The sequence below is a fragment of the Rathayibacter sp. AY1F4 genome (genome assembly GCF_002931775.1).
Taxonomy (GTDB): domain Bacteria; phylum Actinomycetota; class Actinomycetes; order Actinomycetales; family Microbacteriaceae; genus Rathayibacter.
This window is the reverse complement of sequence record NZ_PSVE01000001.1, coordinates 41,687-55,756: the sequence shown is the minus strand read 5'-3', so window position 1 is coordinate 55,756 and position 14,070 is coordinate 41,687. Positions and strand designations below refer to the sequence as shown.

Sequence of the window (14,070 nt, the reverse complement as noted above, 5' to 3'; positions counted from 1 at the left end):
AAAGGACCTCTCGATGGAGATCACCGACTTCTCGACCGACTACTTCTCGCTCGCCGGCCGGACCGCGGTCGTCACCGGCGGCAACACCGGCCTCGGCCGCGCCTTCACCCTCGCCCTGGCCACCGCGGGCGCCGACGTGCTCGTGCCGAGCCTCGCCGAGGACGACGGCACCACCCGTCGGCTCGTCGAGGCGACCGGCGCGCGCTACGAGTTCGTCGAGGCCGACATCAGCGTGCGGGGCACGCCCGCCCGCGTCGTGGAGACCTGCGTCGAGCGCTTCGGAGCGATCGACGTGCTGGTGAACTCCGCCGGGATCTGCCTGCTCGCCGACGTCGACGACTTCGGCCGCGAGCAGTGGGACCCGATGCTCGCCGTGAACCTGACCGCGGCGTTCGAGCTGGCGCATGAGGCCTCGGTCCGGATGCGCGCGCAGGGCGGCGGGAAGATCATCAACATCGCCTCGCTGTTCTCGTTCCTCGGCGGCAAGGGCTCCCCCGCGTACGCCGCGACCAAAGCAGGGATCGTCGGCTTCACCAAGGCCTACTGCGACGAGCTCGGCCGCGACAACATCCAGGTCAACGCTCTCGCTCCCGGCTACTTCGCTACCGCCATCACCGCCGCCACCCGCGCCGACCCGGACGCGGACCGACGGGTCCTCGAGCACATCCCCGCCGAGCGCTGGGGCGACCCGGGCGACCTGATGGGCGCCACCGTCTTCCTCGCCTCGCGCGCCTCCGACTACGTCAACGGCCACGTCCTGGTCGTCGACGGCGGCTATCTCGTCCGCTGATGACCTCCCTCCCGACCCTCCCGAAAGCGATGGACCACCGCATGGCCGCCTCCCGTTCCCCCCTCCGCCGCGACGAGATCGTCGCCGCCGTGACCGAGCTGCTCGGCGCGGGATCGGTCGACACCGACCCGCGCGAGCTGGAGCTCGCCTCCGTCGACCGCTTCAAGAAGTACCAGTCGGTGCACGGGATCTTCGACGGGCCGATCCCCGCCGTGATCGCCTACCCGCGCACCGCCGAGGAGGTGGCGTCCGTCCTGCGGTTCGCGGACGCGAACCTGGTCAACGTGGTCCCCCGCACAGGCCGCACGGCCACCGAGGGCGGCCTCGAGACCGTGATCGAGGACACGATCGTGCTCGACGGCTCCCGCATGGACGCGATCCTCTCGATCGACCCGGTCGACATGATGGCGACCGTGCAGTGCGGAGTGCCGCTGCAGCGGCTCGAGGACGAGCTGCGCGAGCAGGGGCTCACGACCGGGCACTCGCCGCAGTCGAAGCCGCTCGCGCAGTACGGCGGCCTGGTCGCCACGCGCTCCATCGGCCAGTTCTCGACGCTCTACGGTGCGATCGAGGACATGGTCGTCGGACTCGAGGCCGTCTTCCCGGACGGGACGGTCGCGCGGATCAAGAACGTGCCGCGCCGCGCCGCGGGACCGGACCTCCGCCACATCGTGATCGGCAACGAAGGCGCGCTCTGCGTGATCACCGAGGTGACGATCAAGGTGTTCCGGTACCAGCCCGAGAACAACCGCTTCTTCGGCTTCCTCGTCGACGACTTCGCCGACGGCGTCGACGCGCTGCGCGAGCTGGTGACCGCGGGCTACCGCCCCTCCGTCTGCCGCGCGTACTCGCCCGAGGACGCCGCCCAGCACTTCGCGCACTTCGCCGGGGGGAGGAGCGTCGTGATCCTCGTCGCCGAGGGCCCGAAGCGGATCGCGGACGCCACGGCCGAGGCGATCGAGGAGATGTTCGCCTCCCGTCCGCACCAGCGCGTCGAGACGGCACTGATCGAGCGCTGGTTCGACGGTCTCAACTGGGGCCAGGACAAGATCGACGCCGAGAAGGAGACGATGCTGCGCGAGGCGCACCTCGGCTACACCACCGAGGTCTCGATCGACTGGTCCCGGGTGCGCGCGCTCTACGACGCGGTCATGACCCGGATCCGCGGGGAGTTCCCCCGCGCCGCCGACCTGACGATGCTGGGCGCGCACTCGTCGCACAGCTACCAGACCGGCACGAACCTCTACTTCGTCTACGACTACGCGATCCAGGTGTCCCCGCGCGAGGAGATCGACGAGTACCACGTCCCGCTCAACGCGATCATCGTCGAGGAGTCGCTGCGCCTGGGCGGGTCGATGGTGCACCACCACGGCATCGGCAAGTACCGCACGCCGTGGACGCAGCAGGAGCACGGCTCCGCCTTCGGAATGCTGACCACGCTCAAGGACGCCTTCGACCCGCGAGGCGTGATGAACGCCGGCACGCTGATCGCCCTCGACTCGTGAGCACCGCGGACCAGGCGCGCTACGTCGTCGCGGTCGACAACGGCTCCCAGAGCACGAAGGTGCTGATCCTCGATCAGGACGGGACGGTGCACGCCTCGGCGCAGCGCCGGCTCCGCGGGTACGAGACGCCCGAGCCCGGTCACGTCGTGCATCCGGGCGACGACGTCTGGGAGTCGATCGTCGACGCCTGCGCTGAGGCGACGGCGTCGTTCCGGGGTGATCCGGCGCAACTGGTCGGCCTGGGGCTGTGCACGATCCGCTTCTGCCGCGCGCTGCTCGACGCCGACGGACGCCTGGCCGAGCCGATGCTGAGCTGGATGGACGAGCGCGTCTCGCGCCCGCACGTGCAGCGGCCGGGAGTCGCGTCCGTCACGACCTCCTCCGGCTACATCACTCACCGCCTCACCGGCGAGCGCCGGGACGCGGCCGCCAACCACCAGGGCGTCTGGCCGATCGACCAGGCGACACGGCGCTGGTCGACGGACCCCGCCGCCTACGAGGCGACCGGCCTCCGGCCCGAGCAGCTGTTCGAGCTGGTCGACCCGGGGGAGCTCCTCGGACGGGTGAGCGCCGAGGCGGCCGGAGCCCTGGGCCTGCCTGCCGGGCTCCCGGTCTTCGGAACCGCGAACGACAAGGCGGTCGAGGCGCTCGGCAGCGGCCTGCGCTCCGACGACCAGCTGCTCCTCTCCCTCGGCACCTACATCGCCGCGATGTCGACGGGTCCCTTCGCCCCCTCGTCGGACGCGTACTGGGTGAACTTCGGCAGCGAGCCGGGCCGCTACCTCTACGAGAGCGGAGGGATCCGCCGCGGCATGTGGACGGTGAGCTGGTGGCGCGACCTGCTCGCCGGAGGCCTCACCGACGAGGAGCTCAACGCGGGCGCAGCCCTGGTGCCGCCCGGCGCCGACGGCCTGATCGCGCTGCTCGACTGGCTCGCGCCCGGAGACGCTCCGGACCGCCGCGGTGCGCTGCTCGGCTTCGACGGACGGCAGGGGCGCTTCCACGTGCACCGCAGCATCCTGGAGGGCATCGCGATGACGATGCGGGGGCACGTCGACCGGATGGAGACGGCGCTCGGCCGCCGCTTCGCCGAGATCGTGGTCTCGGGCGGCGGCTCCCGCTCGGACCTCGTGATGAGCATCGTCGCCGACGTGTTCGACCGGCCCGCCCGGCGGATGCGCGTGACCGACGCCGCGGGCACGGGTGCCGCGATCTGCGCGCTCGTGGGCGCCGGCGTGCATCCGGACTTCGACACCGCCGTGGCCGCGACCGTCTCCGAGCGCGACCGCGTCGAGCCGGACCCCGAGCGGGCGGAGGAGTACCGGCGGCTGACCGCCCGATACGCGGCGGTGACGACGTACACGGATCCCCTGTTCGAGCATCTGGCGCGCTGAGACGGGGATCGGGACCCTGCCGTCGAGACGGCTGGGTGGATCGTCGAGGGATGGCACCGCCTCACGCGGACCGCACGACCCGCGGTCGCCTTCGTCACGGAGGAAGGCTTCGCAGCGCCCCGCGGAACGGCGCGGATCAGGAGGGACGGATCGGATGTTCGTCCTGAGTTGTGGACAGCTCTGCTGTCCCGAGCCGCCGTCCTCGGCCCTCCACCGCCGCTCCGCGCCTCCGCCGCCGCTGTCAAGAGGGGAGAGACGGGCCGCGCCCCTCGCCTAGGGTGCCGGGATGCCCCGCACCCGGACGTCCCGCGCCGCCCTCGCCTGGAGGGAGGCGGTCACCGGCTCGCGCTTGATGCTCGCTCTCAAGACGGCGCTGGCGGTCGGCATCGCCTGGGCCGTCGCGCCGCTCGCTCCCGGAGTCGCGGAGCAGTACCCGTACTACGCGCCGCTCGGCGCCCTGGTCAGCATGTACCCGACCCTGATGGGCTCGGTCCGCACCGGACTGCAGACCCTGCTCGGCCTGGCGGCGGGGATCGGGCTCGCCGCCCTCGTGGTGGTCACTGTCGGCCCGACCTGGTGGACGATCCCGCTCGTCGTCGGGATCGGCGTGGTCCTCTCGGGGACGGGGTGGTTCGGCGCGGGCCGCGAGTACGTGCCGATGGCGGCCCTCTTCGTGCTGATCATCGGCGGGGCCGACGCCGAGGACTACTCCCTCGGCTACCTCGTGCAGATGGCGGTGGGCGTGGTGGTGGGGCTGCTCGTGAACGTGGTCGTCGCCCCCGGGCTCACCGTCGAGGCGGCGTCCGCCCGGGTCGACGCGTTCCAGCGCGAGCTCGCGGAGCACCTGCGCCAGCTGGCCGCCGCGCTCGAGGAGACGTGGCCGCCCGAGCACGAGGCGTGGGCGCGCAACGGCGAGGAGCTGGCCCGGACGGCGGAGGAGGTCCGCGCGGCCCTCGCGGACGCGGACGAGAGCCGCAAGGGCAACCCGCGCGCGCTGCTGCACCGGCGCGACTCCCGGCCCGACCACCTCCGCCTGGAGACGCTCGACGCGATCCTCTTCCACGTCCGCGATCTCAGCGACGCCGTCGCCGACACCATCTGGGAGCGGCCGGGTGCGCTCCCGTTCGACCCGGCGCTCGGCCCGCCGCTGAGCGAGGCCTGCCGAGCGGTCGCCGACGCGATCGACCGCGACGACCGTGGCTCTCCCGCGACCCACCGGGCGATCGGAGGCGCGGCCCGTGCGATCCGGCACCTCGTGCAGGTCGTCGACGAGCGCACCGCAGCGACGTCCCGGACCCTCGGTCCCGGCGTCCTCGCGGCCATGCACCTCCGCCGCGTCCTGGTGCGCCTGCAGCACGACGGCGCGGAGCCGCAGGAGGACTGAGGTCTGGCGCATCCTGCCCCATACTGATATGGTGATCGGAACATCAGGAGGACGGGGACGACGTGCAGTGGACGGTGACGACGACGAGCCTCCGTGGTCGCGCGCCGGAGCGGGCGACCACGGAGGCTCAGGAGGCCTTCGGGCAGGCGCTACTCGCAGACGAAGAAGGCGACCTCCACGTAGCCCATCGTCTGCGGACGGGTGTCGACGTCCGAGTTCTCGACGGTCACGCTGGACGCGGCGAAGCTGCTGCCTCCTCCGCCCGTCGACGCGTTGGCCGCGTAGGAGCCGCCACCGCGCACCCACAGGGAGGTGCCGCCGCCGGCACCGCCGAAGTAACCGCCGCCACCGCCACCGGACGCGTACGTCACCTGGCGGCTCGCGTTCGTCCTCGGTGCGCCGGCACCGCCGTCGCGCCCGGAGCCCGGGCTGCCGAGAACCGACTCGGTCACGTTGACCGTCGTCACACCGGGCTGCCCGGGCCCGGTCTGGCTTCCGCCGGTGCTCCGGGCCTGCTCGGTGGAGCCGGTGCTGCTGTCCGCGCGCGAGACGGCGCTCTCGTAGCCGGAGCCGCCGACGGGACCGCCGGACGCCGCGTTCGGCCCGACGCGGGCGGACCGGGTGAAGTCGTTCGAGGTGAAGCCGGCTGCGCTACCGCCGCCGCCGCCCGCGATGACGAGCAGGGAGCCCGCGGCGGTGATCCCGCTGGCCCCGCCCCCTCCTCCGGAGCCGATGTAGCCCGGAGTGCCCGGAGCCCCGCCGTTGCCGAGCCCCTGGCCGCCGGCCTGGTTGCTGCCGCCCGAGCCCGCGGTGATGACGATCTCGGACGCTCCGCCGAGCGCGTCGACGGGGATGGTGCCCGTCACCCGCGCACCGGCGTTGGTGACGTCCGACCCGGTGCGGACGCCGCCGCCGTCTCCGCCGACCGCCGTGAAGCGGACCCACTGGGTTCCCGCGGGCACGGGGATCGTCCGGGCCGCGAGCGCGGTGGTCGAGGTGGCGTCGATGCGCTGCGTGTCCTGCAGGGCGCACTGGGGGGCGGTCGAGGCCGAGGCCATCGGAGCGGCGATCGAGGCGGCCACCACGGGAACGGCCCATGCGGCGCCCTTCACCACGGTTCGGCGCTGGGTCAGACGATCGGGGGCGGCGGTCGGCGTACTGGTGTCTTCGTTCTGCATCGGAGTCCTTCTTGTCATCGTGCACCCCTGGGTATCGGGGGCAGAGTCGGGTGAGAGGCACGGGAGGATGCCCGCGCTGCTCCGACAGAGTCGCCTGCTGCGCGACGGGGCACGCCGCTCGAGGCCGCTCTGGCGCGAACCTGTCCTAAGGCGGCGCGCCGCGCCTCTCGCGCCTCATCTTTCGCGGCTTCTCCGCACCGCTGGGCGGTCGGGTCTCGACGCCACGGACCCGCACCCGACGCGTCGGCGCGGACCCTCCGAGCGGGCGGCACGGCTCGCGAGCACCCTGGAACGAGCAGCCCGGCGAACCCGCGACGGCCGAACGCAGAACCCGACGTCAGTGGGCGCCTGCCCGCGACGGCCGAACCCAGAACCCGACGTCAGTGGGCGCCGGCCCGCGACGGCCGGTCGGGCAGACCGGCGCCGACCCGCGACGGCCGAACGGGCAGCCCGGCGTCAGCCCGCGTCGGCGAGCAGGGACTCGCGGTCGAGCCGCTTCGCGCAACAGCGGGCGCTCGGCTCGTCGCCCCAGTAGCCGTAGCCCGCGATCGGGTCGTAGCCGGCGCTCGCGTAGAGCGCCATCGCCTCCGGCTGCTCCGTTCCGGTGACCAGTCGGAGCAGCTCCACGCCCTCGCGGGCCGCCAGCCGCTCGACGCCGGCGAGCAGCACGCGGCTGAGCCCGCGGCCCCGCGCGGCGCTCACCACGAACATCCGCTTGATCTCGCCGATCCCGTCCTCGACCGCGAGCGCCACGCAGCCGACGAGCCCGCCGTCGACCTCGAGCAGCAGGGTCGGAGCGTCGGCGGGAGGGCGCGGACCGGTGTCGTCGCCGCCGTAGCGGGCGAGGAGGTCGGCCTCCTGCAGGGCGAAGAGGTCCGTGGCTGCCGGGTCTCCGGCCGTGGTCTCGATCAGGCGGTGCACGGCACGATGCTACGGCGCGGCGGCGAGCCCCGCGGCGATCCCGGTCAGCTGCTCGAGCACGGCCCGCACGGCCGAGCGCTCCAGCGTCTCGGGCCGGGCGAGGCAGTCGATGTGGCGGCCGAGCCCCGGGATCCCGAGCGGCCGCAGCACCACCTCCGGCGTGCGCCGCAGGTCGGTCGTGTACCGCGGCAGCAGCGCCACGCCGTCGCCCGCCGACACGACCGCCGCCGCGACCAGGAAGTCGTTGATCCGGTGCGGGATGCGCGCGTCGCCGCCCGCGAGGACCGCGATGGCGTCGATCGCCCGTTCCAGGGGGAAGCCCTCGTGCACCGCGACCCACTCCTCGTCGCGGAGGTCGGCGGGGCGGACGACGTCCTTCGCGGCGAGCGGATGGTCGCGGCGGAGCGCGAGGTCGAGCGGCTCGAAGAGGAGGGGCGTCGACCGCACGGTCCCGGGCCACTCGGCGCTGCCGGCGAGCCGGTGCGCGACGACCAGGTCGTGATCCGCGGTCAGCCCGGCGAAGGCGCTCTGCGCCACGTCGAAGTCGGCGAGCGCGACGCCCGGCCGACCCGGTGCGCACAGCGCCTCCAGCAGCGGGCCGAACATCGCCAGCCCCGCGCTGTGGAACGCGGCGACCGAGACCGTGCCGCTCGGCTCCCCCTCGAAGTCCGCGACCGCCCGGGCCGCGCGCTCGAGCGCCACCTCCACCTCGACCACGGCCGCCGCGAGAGCGCGGCCAGCGGGGGTCAGTGCGGTCCGGCGCCCGTCGCGGAAGGTCAGCGCCGTCGGTGTGCGGCGCTGCAGCGCGCTGATCTGCTGCGAGACGGAGGAGGGGGACACCCGCATCGCGGCGGCGACGGCGGCGATGCTCCCGCGCTCGCCGAGCTCCCGCAGAGCCCTGAGCTGTCCGAGTTCCATGAGTTCCAACTTACGCGTCGGCGAAGAAGATGCAGTCTTGTCCTTCGGGTCTCCGTGCCGCCACGATGAGCCGTGCGCGCTCTCCTCTCCCGCTTCCGGGTCGACCTCCTCCTGCTCGTGGTCGCCGCCTCCTGGGGCTCCACCTACTTCGCGGCGAAGGAGCTCGTCACCGACTCCAGCGTGATGGCGCTGCTCGGCTCACGGATGACCCTCGCCGCCCTGTGCCTGGCCGTGATCGTCGCGGCGCGGCGGCACCGGATCACCGCGGCGGAGTGGCGGGTCGGCGTGACCATCGGGGCGCTGCTCGCGACGATCTTCGCGCTCGAGACCTACGGCATAGCCGGCACCTCCGCCACCAACGCGGGCCTCATCATCAGCCTGACGATCGTGATCACGCCGATCCTCGACTCCGCCGTCTCGAAGCGCCGGCTCCCGGGCCGCTTCCTGCTCGCCTGCCTCGTCGCGGTCGTCGGAGTCGCGCTGCTCGCGGGCAACGGCGCCCTCCGCCCGCTCTCCCCCGGCGACCTCCTGATCCTCGGCGCCGCCGTCGTGCGGGCCGTGCACGTCACGTCGATGCACCGCCTCTCGGCCCGGGCGCCGATGGACTCCCTCCGCCTGACCACGGTGCAGCTCGGCACCTGCGCCGTCGTGTTCAGCGCCGCGTCGCTCCTCGTCGGCGTGCCGATCCCCGAGTACGTCGCGGGACTCGACCCCGTGGGCGCCGGTCTGTTCCTCTACCTCGTCCTGGTCTGCACCGTCTTCGGCTTCCTCGTGCAGACGTGGGCGGTCCGCCGCACCTCCCCCTCCCGCGTCAGCCTCCTCCTGGGCACCGAGCCGGTGTGGGCCGCGGTCGTCGGAGTCGCGCTCGCCCGCGACCCGATCGCGCCGGTCGGCTTCCTCGGCATCGCGCTGATCCTCGCGGGCACGGCCTGGGGCCGCTCCCTCGAGCAGCGGACGGCGACCGACGTGCCGACCGCGGCGGCCGCTCCGGAGGCGCTGCTCGCCCCCGAGCCGGAGGACGAGCACCGGCGTCCCGTCGAGCTGTAGCCGGGTCAAGGGACTCGCGTGCGGCGCCCCGATGTGGGGGAATCGGATCGGGAGGCGTCCGCCGCGGGTGCCGCCGGAGGAGGATCCATGTCGCTCAGCGTGCTGTTCATCGGCGGGACGGGCATCATCAGCGCCGCCTGCGTCCGCGAGGCGCTGCGGCTCGGCCACGACGTGACCGTGCTGAACCGGGGGCGGACGTCGCTCCGCCCGCTGCCCGAGGGCGTCCGCGAGGTGCAGGCCGACGGTCGCGACCGCGACTCCGTGACCGCCGCCCTCGGCGACCGGAGCTTCGACGCCGTGATCGACTTCGTCGCCTTCACGCCCGAGCACGTGCAGCAGGACATCGACCTGTTCGCCGGCCGCACGGGCCAGTACGTCTTCATCAGCTCGGCCTCGGCCTACCAGAAGCCGCCGCGCAGCCTCCCGGTCACCGAGTCGACTCCGCTCCGGAACCCCTACTGGCAGTACTCCCGCGACAAGATCGCGTGCGAGGACCTGCTCGTGGCCGAGTACCGCGCGAGCGGCTTCCCGGTCACGATCGTCCGCCCCTCCCACACCTACGACCGCACCGCGCTGCCCGTCGACGGAGGCTGGACCGTCGTCGACCGGATGCGCCGCGGCCAGGAGGTGGTCGTCCTCGGCGACGGCACCTCGCTCTGGACGCTCACGCACGCCGACGACGTCGCCGTCGGCCTGGTCGGCCTCCTCGGCGCCTCCGCCGCGATCGGCGAGGCCTTCCACATCACCGGCGACGAGACGCCGACCTGGGACGAGATCCACCGCTGCCTCGCCGCGGCGGCCGGAGTCGAGCCGCGCCTCGTGCACGTCGCCTCCGACGCGATCGCCGCCGCCGACCCCGAGCTCGGTGCCGGGATCATCGGCGACAAGGCGCACTCGATGGTGTTCGACAACGCGAAGATCCGCCGCCTCGTCCCGGCCTACTCCCCCTCGGTGCGCTTCAGCGACGGCGCCCGCGAGATCGTGGAGTGGTACGACGCCGACGAGTCGCGCCGCGTGGTCGACGAGCGGATGAACGGCCTGTTCGACGCGCTGATCGAGCGGTACCGGCCGCGCCCGCTGTGAGGGTCGGGAGGGGGGTGCGCGAGTCCGCCGGCTCCGCCCCTCCCGGCCGCTGCACCCCGCTCGGCTCCTCCGCCCGCGCCGGCGCCCCCGCTCAGCCGATCGGCTCGAGCCGAATCAGGAACCCGCCCGGCACTCCCGGCTGCAGCTCCTGGTACTCGGACGGCACGCGGTAGGAGCCCTCGCCGACCGCGGTCACGGTGAAGGCGTCGTCCGTGCGCGTCCCTGCGAGGAAGACGGTGTAGACGTCGGTGCCGTCCTCGGCGGTGCGCTTCCCGGCCGCCGCGCCGACCCAGCGGTGCCCGCCCGGATCGACCGTCGCCGTCTCCCCGAGGGTCGCGTCGATCGCGGCCGGGTCGACGTTCACGGCGCGGATCCCGTCCTGGCACTCGCGCCAGACGCCCGTGAATCCCGGGTCGGGGTCGGAGTAGCAGAACATCATCGACCCGTCGGGCGCGACGTGCAGGTCGCCGTAGCCGCCGACCACCGGCCCGGAGACAGGGGCGGTCGTGGGCCCGGTCGTCGGCTCGGGGTCGGTCGGCGCGGTGCACCCGGCGAGCGCGAGGACGAGCACCGCCGCCGCTCCCGCTCGCCACCTCATGTGCGCAACCTACTGGAGCCGCGCCCCCGCCCGTCCGGGTGCCGAGCCGGGAGTCGTCCGAGCGTCCGCCGGGAGGCGGCCCGCCCTCAGACCAGCCGGCGGCCGCTGAAGCGGTCGACGGGGGCGTCGTGCCGCATCGCCCGCTCGTACATCCGCCGGAACGGCTCGGTGAGCACGCCGTTCGACCGGTCCAGCGAGTCCTGCCAGGCCACGATCTCCCCCAGCTGCGCGGCGAGATCCGCGCGGAGGGCCGCCTCGTCGACGGTGGTCGAGACGCCCTTCGAGACGACGACCCGGCCCGCGACGATCACGGTGTCGATCGACGAGCCGTTCTCGGAGTAGACCAGCTGGTTCTCGAGCCGCTGGCGCGGGGTGAAGTTCAGCGTCTCGAGGTCGTAGACGACGAGGTCGGCCTGCTTGCCGACCTCGATGCTGCCGGTGACGTCGTCGAGCACGGCGCTGCGCGCGCCTCCGATCGTGCCGGCCGTGAGCACCTCGGACACGGTCGGCCAGGTGGCGATGTCCGGATCCGTGACCTTGTGCAGGAGCGCCGCGGCCTTCACGACGTCGAGCATGCGCGGAGAGTCGCTGCTCGAGCAGCCGTCGGTGCCGAGGCCGAGGTTCACGCCCGCGTCGTGCAGCGCGCGCCACGGGGCGATGCCCGAGCCGAGCTTGAGGTTCGAGATCGGGTTGTGCGAGACGGACGTGCCGGCGGCGGCGATCCGCTCCATGTCGGAGTCGGTGAGCCAGATCCCGTGGGCGAAGGTCGTGTTCGGGGAGAGCGCGCCGATCCGCTCCATGTACTCGACCAGGGTCGAGCCGTAGGACAGCTCGCCGGTCACCAGCTGCGTCTTCGTCTCGAGGACGTGGATGTGGCACTCCGCCCCGTGCTCGAGCGCCAGCTCGGTCGCCCCCACGAGCAGCTCGGGCCCGCAGCGCTGAGGAGCGGACGGGGCGACCATGTAGCGCAGCCGCCCGCCTCCCCTCCCGTGCTGGGTCGCGAACGCCTCGCGGCTGAAGGCGAGGTAGCCCTCCGTCGTCGGGCGCGACGCCGACCGCGCCTGGTCGAGGATCTCCGCGGGCACGTACTCCTCGAGGAACGGCATCGTCTCGTGGAAGGGCCTGCTGATCACGTGGCCCGAGATGTTGGCGCGGACTCCGATCTCGTCGTACGCGTCGAAGACCGCGGCGAGCTGCTCAGCGTCCTGGTCAGGGTTCTCGAGCACGTCGTCGACCAGGGTCGTGACCCCGGCCTTCAGCGATTCGAGGGCGAAGAGCGACGAGCGCAGCCGCACCAGATCCGGAGCGACGCGGCTGTTCCCGAGGATCGGGTACGACAGCAGCATCCACAGCTCGAGCGGCAGGTTGTCGTAGCGGCCCTTGGAGAGGTACTCCCACGAGTGGGTGTGGGCGTTGACGAAGCCGGGGACGACCAGGCGGTCGCGCCCGTCGATCACCTCGTCGCCCGGCTCGGGGACGAGGCCCGGGCCGATCGCGACGATCAGCTCGTCGACGATGCGGATGCTCGCCGTGATCGGGACGGCGCCCGAGACAGGGTCCATGGTGATCACGGCGGCGTCGGAGAGGAAGAGGGGCATGGCGGTTCCGTTCGTGGTGCGGGGTGGGACGGGGCGGGCCGGCTCGCGAGGGGACCGGCCCGCGGAGGGGCTCGGACTCAGCCGCGGACGGGCTCGGGCTCCGCGGCGACCGGCGCGGCCGACTCCCGGCGCTCGACCCAGGCGGGAGCGTCCCGACCGAGCAGGAGGTAGGCGAGGCCGGCCGAGACTCCGCCCGCGAGCCACGAGACGTCGACGCCGCCGAGGGCGGTCGCGGCCGGACCCTGCAGGGCGGGCACCGAGCCGTTCATGAACAGCCAGGTCAGGGTCGCGCCGATCGCGAAGGAGAGCAGCGCCCGCCAGCGGACGTCCGGCAGCAGCGGCGAGCCGACCGGTGCGAACAGGTGCCCGAAGGAGCGGACGCGCGGCTCGAACACCGTGTAGTGCACCAGCACGATCGCACCCCACGGGGCGACCCAGCCGACGAGGCCGACCAGCCACGCGTCGAGCGTGGTGGCGAGGTCGTCCTGGAAGACGAAGAACACCGCGGCCGCGAAGGCCAGGACGCCGACGATGAGGCTGAGCGCGCGGCGCCCGAGCCGGATGTCGAGGGCCTGGGTCGCCATGCCGAACGAGTAGATGTTCAGGACGTTGGTCGCGATCGGGCCGTGCACCACCAGGAGCAGCACGGGGATCGCGAGGGCGCCGAAGTTCTCGACGATCAGCTCCCCGGGATCCACGGAGCCGTTCTTCGTCGCGAGGGTCGCGCCGAGGACGCCGAGCCAGACCACCGGGATGAACTGGCCGAGGACGCTGGCGAGGTAGAGCCCCCGCTTCGAGGAGCGGGGCCCGACGAAGCGGGAGTAGTCGCCGGCGTAGGCGAGCCAGGTGAGGCCCCAGCCGATGCCGATGGCGGTCATCACGATGGACATGGCCGCGATGCGGTCGCCTCCGGTGAGCGCGCCCTCCGCGGGGCCGGCGTAGGACCAGTCGATGTCGAGGAAGAACCAGGCGACGACCGACATGATCGCCAGCACCAGGAGGGTCGGCGGGACGGTCCAGCGCTCGAAGGCGGCGATCGCGCGGTAGCCGAGGAAGGAGATCGCGACCTGCACCGCCATGATCACCGCCGCCACCGCGATCTTCCAGCCGACGTTCGCCTGCTGCGGGTCGACGACGCCGACGGAGCCGAGGAGCGCGATGACCAGGTCGAGGACGATCCAGGTGTTGATGGCGCACCAGCCGATCACGACCACGGCCTGGATCGCGGCCGGGACGTAGTTGCCGCGCCGGCCGAAGATCGCCCGTCCCACGAGCATCCCGGTCGCCCCCGTCCGCTGGCCGAGGAGGACGAAGAAGCCGAACACCGCCATCCCGACCACGTTGCCGAGCACGAGGACGGTGACGGTGTCCGCCAGGCCGAGGCCCATGTTCACGCCGAGGGCGCCGAGCACCCAGTTGATGGGGGCGATGTTGGCGCCGGCCCAGATCCAGAACTGCCCGTCGAGCCGGGCGGTGCGTCGGGAGTCGGGCAGGGGACTCAGCGCGTCCTTGGCGTCGGCGGTGCCGTGCAGGGTGTCGGTGCTCATGGCGGATCCTCTCGGGGAGGGGGATGAAGGGGAGGGCGGGGCGCCCGGTGAGGCTCCACTCTCGTGCGGACCCGTTTCGGGCGGCGCGTCCGCGTGTAAATTCGCCG

General features: G+C 73.1%; 12 protein-coding genes. 6 read left to right on the top strand and 6 right to left on the bottom strand.

Features of this window, described 5'->3' with window-relative positions:
• Positions 1-13 precede the first annotated feature (13 nt).
• From C5C59_RS00240 to C5C59_RS00225, 4 genes are all read left to right on the top strand, one after another.
• Positions 14-790 (top strand): SDR family oxidoreductase, encoded by a 777-nt coding sequence (locus C5C59_RS00240; protein ID WP_104239396.1) that lies wholly within the window; start codon positions 14-16, stop codon positions 788-790.
• On the top strand, positions 790-2,295 hold the full coding sequence (locus tag C5C59_RS00235) for an FAD-binding oxidoreductase (protein ID WP_258062496.1): 1,506 nt from the start codon (positions 790-792) through the stop codon (positions 2,293-2,295). Before C5C59_RS00240 ends, C5C59_RS00235 begins: the two co-directional genes overlap by 1 nt.
• Complete coding sequence (locus C5C59_RS00230) at positions 2,292-3,689, top strand: FGGY-family carbohydrate kinase (RefSeq protein ID WP_104239395.1); 1,398 nt, start codon at positions 2,292-2,294, stop codon at positions 3,687-3,689. Before C5C59_RS00235 ends, C5C59_RS00230 begins: the two co-directional genes overlap by 4 nt.
• Positions 3,690-3,975: 286 nt before the next feature.
• The gene (locus C5C59_RS00225) at positions 3,976-5,073 is read left to right on the top strand and encodes an aromatic acid exporter family protein (RefSeq protein WP_104239394.1); all 1,098 of its coding nucleotides are present in this window, start codon (positions 3,976-3,978) and stop codon (positions 5,071-5,073) included.
• Positions 5,074-5,222: 149 nt separating this feature from the next.
• Here the strand turns inward: C5C59_RS00225 and C5C59_RS00220 are convergent, their stop codons facing one another.
• The 3 genes from C5C59_RS00220 to C5C59_RS00210 all read right to left on the bottom strand — a co-directional run bounded on the left by C5C59_RS00220 (position 5,223) and on the right by C5C59_RS00210 (position 8,090).
• Complete coding sequence (locus C5C59_RS00220) at positions 5,223-6,251, bottom strand: hypothetical protein (protein WP_146079736.1); 1,029 nt, start codon at positions 6,249-6,251, stop codon at positions 5,223-5,225.
• A 456-nt stretch (positions 6,252-6,707) separates the two neighbouring features.
• Entirely contained in the window at positions 6,708-7,172 is a 465-nt protein-coding gene (locus C5C59_RS00215) for a GNAT family N-acetyltransferase (RefSeq protein ID WP_104239392.1), read from the bottom strand.
• A gap of 9 nt (positions 7,173-7,181) precedes the next feature.
• A complete protein-coding gene (locus tag C5C59_RS00210) occupies positions 7,182-8,090 on the bottom strand; it encodes a LysR family transcriptional regulator (RefSeq protein WP_104239391.1) in 909 nt (302 codons plus the stop codon).
• A 72-nt stretch (positions 8,091-8,162) separates the two neighbouring features.
• Here C5C59_RS00210 and C5C59_RS00205 point away from each other — a divergent pair, with 72 nt between their 5' ends.
• Together C5C59_RS00205 and C5C59_RS00200 are read left to right on the top strand one after the other, a co-directional pair.
• On the top strand, positions 8,163-9,137 hold the full coding sequence (locus tag C5C59_RS00205; RefSeq protein ID WP_219812490.1) for a DMT family transporter: 975 nt from the start codon (positions 8,163-8,165) through the stop codon (positions 9,135-9,137).
• 87 nt (positions 9,138-9,224) lie between these two features.
• Positions 9,225-10,220 carry an SDR family oxidoreductase gene (locus C5C59_RS00200; RefSeq protein WP_104239390.1) on the top strand — a complete coding sequence of 332 codons (996 nt, stop codon included), beginning with the start codon at positions 9,225-9,227 and terminating at the stop codon, positions 10,218-10,220.
• 91 nt (positions 10,221-10,311) lie between these two features.
• Here C5C59_RS00200 and C5C59_RS00195 read toward each other — a convergent pair whose 3' ends face one another.
• The 3 genes from C5C59_RS00195 to C5C59_RS00185 all read right to left on the bottom strand — a co-directional run bounded on the left by C5C59_RS00195 (position 10,312) and on the right by C5C59_RS00185 (position 13,963).
• Positions 10,312-10,818, bottom strand: coding sequence for a hypothetical protein (locus C5C59_RS00195; RefSeq protein ID WP_146082883.1), 507 nt, complete (start codon positions 10,816-10,818; stop codon positions 10,312-10,314).
• Between the two features lie 86 nt (positions 10,819-10,904).
• Positions 10,905-12,416 (bottom strand): amidohydrolase family protein, encoded by a 1,512-nt coding sequence (locus C5C59_RS00190; protein WP_104239388.1) that lies wholly within the window; start codon positions 12,414-12,416, stop codon positions 10,905-10,907.
• A gap of 77 nt (positions 12,417-12,493) precedes the next feature.
• A complete protein-coding gene (locus C5C59_RS00185; RefSeq protein WP_104251197.1) occupies positions 12,494-13,963 on the bottom strand; it encodes a cytosine permease in 1,470 nt (489 codons plus the stop codon).
• Positions 13,964-14,070 lie beyond the last annotated feature (107 nt).

Bases quoted from the DNA above. Each gene is read 5' to 3' on its own strand.
- C5C59_RS00210 (WP_104239391.1), bottom strand. From the start codon at position 8,090: ATGGAACTCGGACAGCTCAGGGCTCTGCGGGAGCTCGGCGAGCGCGGG.
- C5C59_RS00200 (WP_104239390.1), top strand. From the start codon at position 9,225: ATGTCGCTCAGCGTGCTGTTCATCGGCGGGACGGGCATCATCAGCGCC.
- C5C59_RS00240 (WP_104239396.1), top strand. From the start codon at position 14: ATGGAGATCACCGACTTCTCGACCGACTACTTCTCGCTCGCCGGCCGG.
- C5C59_RS00220 (WP_146079736.1), bottom strand. From the start codon at position 6,251: ATGCAGAACGAAGACACCAGTACGCCGACCGCCGCCCCCGATCGTCTG.
- C5C59_RS00225 (WP_104239394.1), top strand. From the start codon at position 3,976: ATGCCCCGCACCCGGACGTCCCGCGCCGCCCTCGCCTGGAGGGAGGCG.
- C5C59_RS00190 (WP_104239388.1), bottom strand. From the start codon at position 12,416: ATGCCCCTCTTCCTCTCCGACGCCGCCGTGATCACCATGGACCCTGTC.
- C5C59_RS00235 (WP_258062496.1), top strand. From the start codon at position 790: ATGACCTCCCTCCCGACCCTCCCGAAAGCGATGGACCACCGCATGGCC.
- C5C59_RS00195 (WP_146082883.1), bottom strand. From the start codon at position 10,818: ATGAGGTGGCGAGCGGGAGCGGCGGCGGTGCTCGTCCTCGCGCTCGCC.
- C5C59_RS00185 (WP_104251197.1), bottom strand. From the start codon at position 13,963: ATGAGCACCGACACCCTGCACGGCACCGCCGACGCCAAGGACGCGCTG.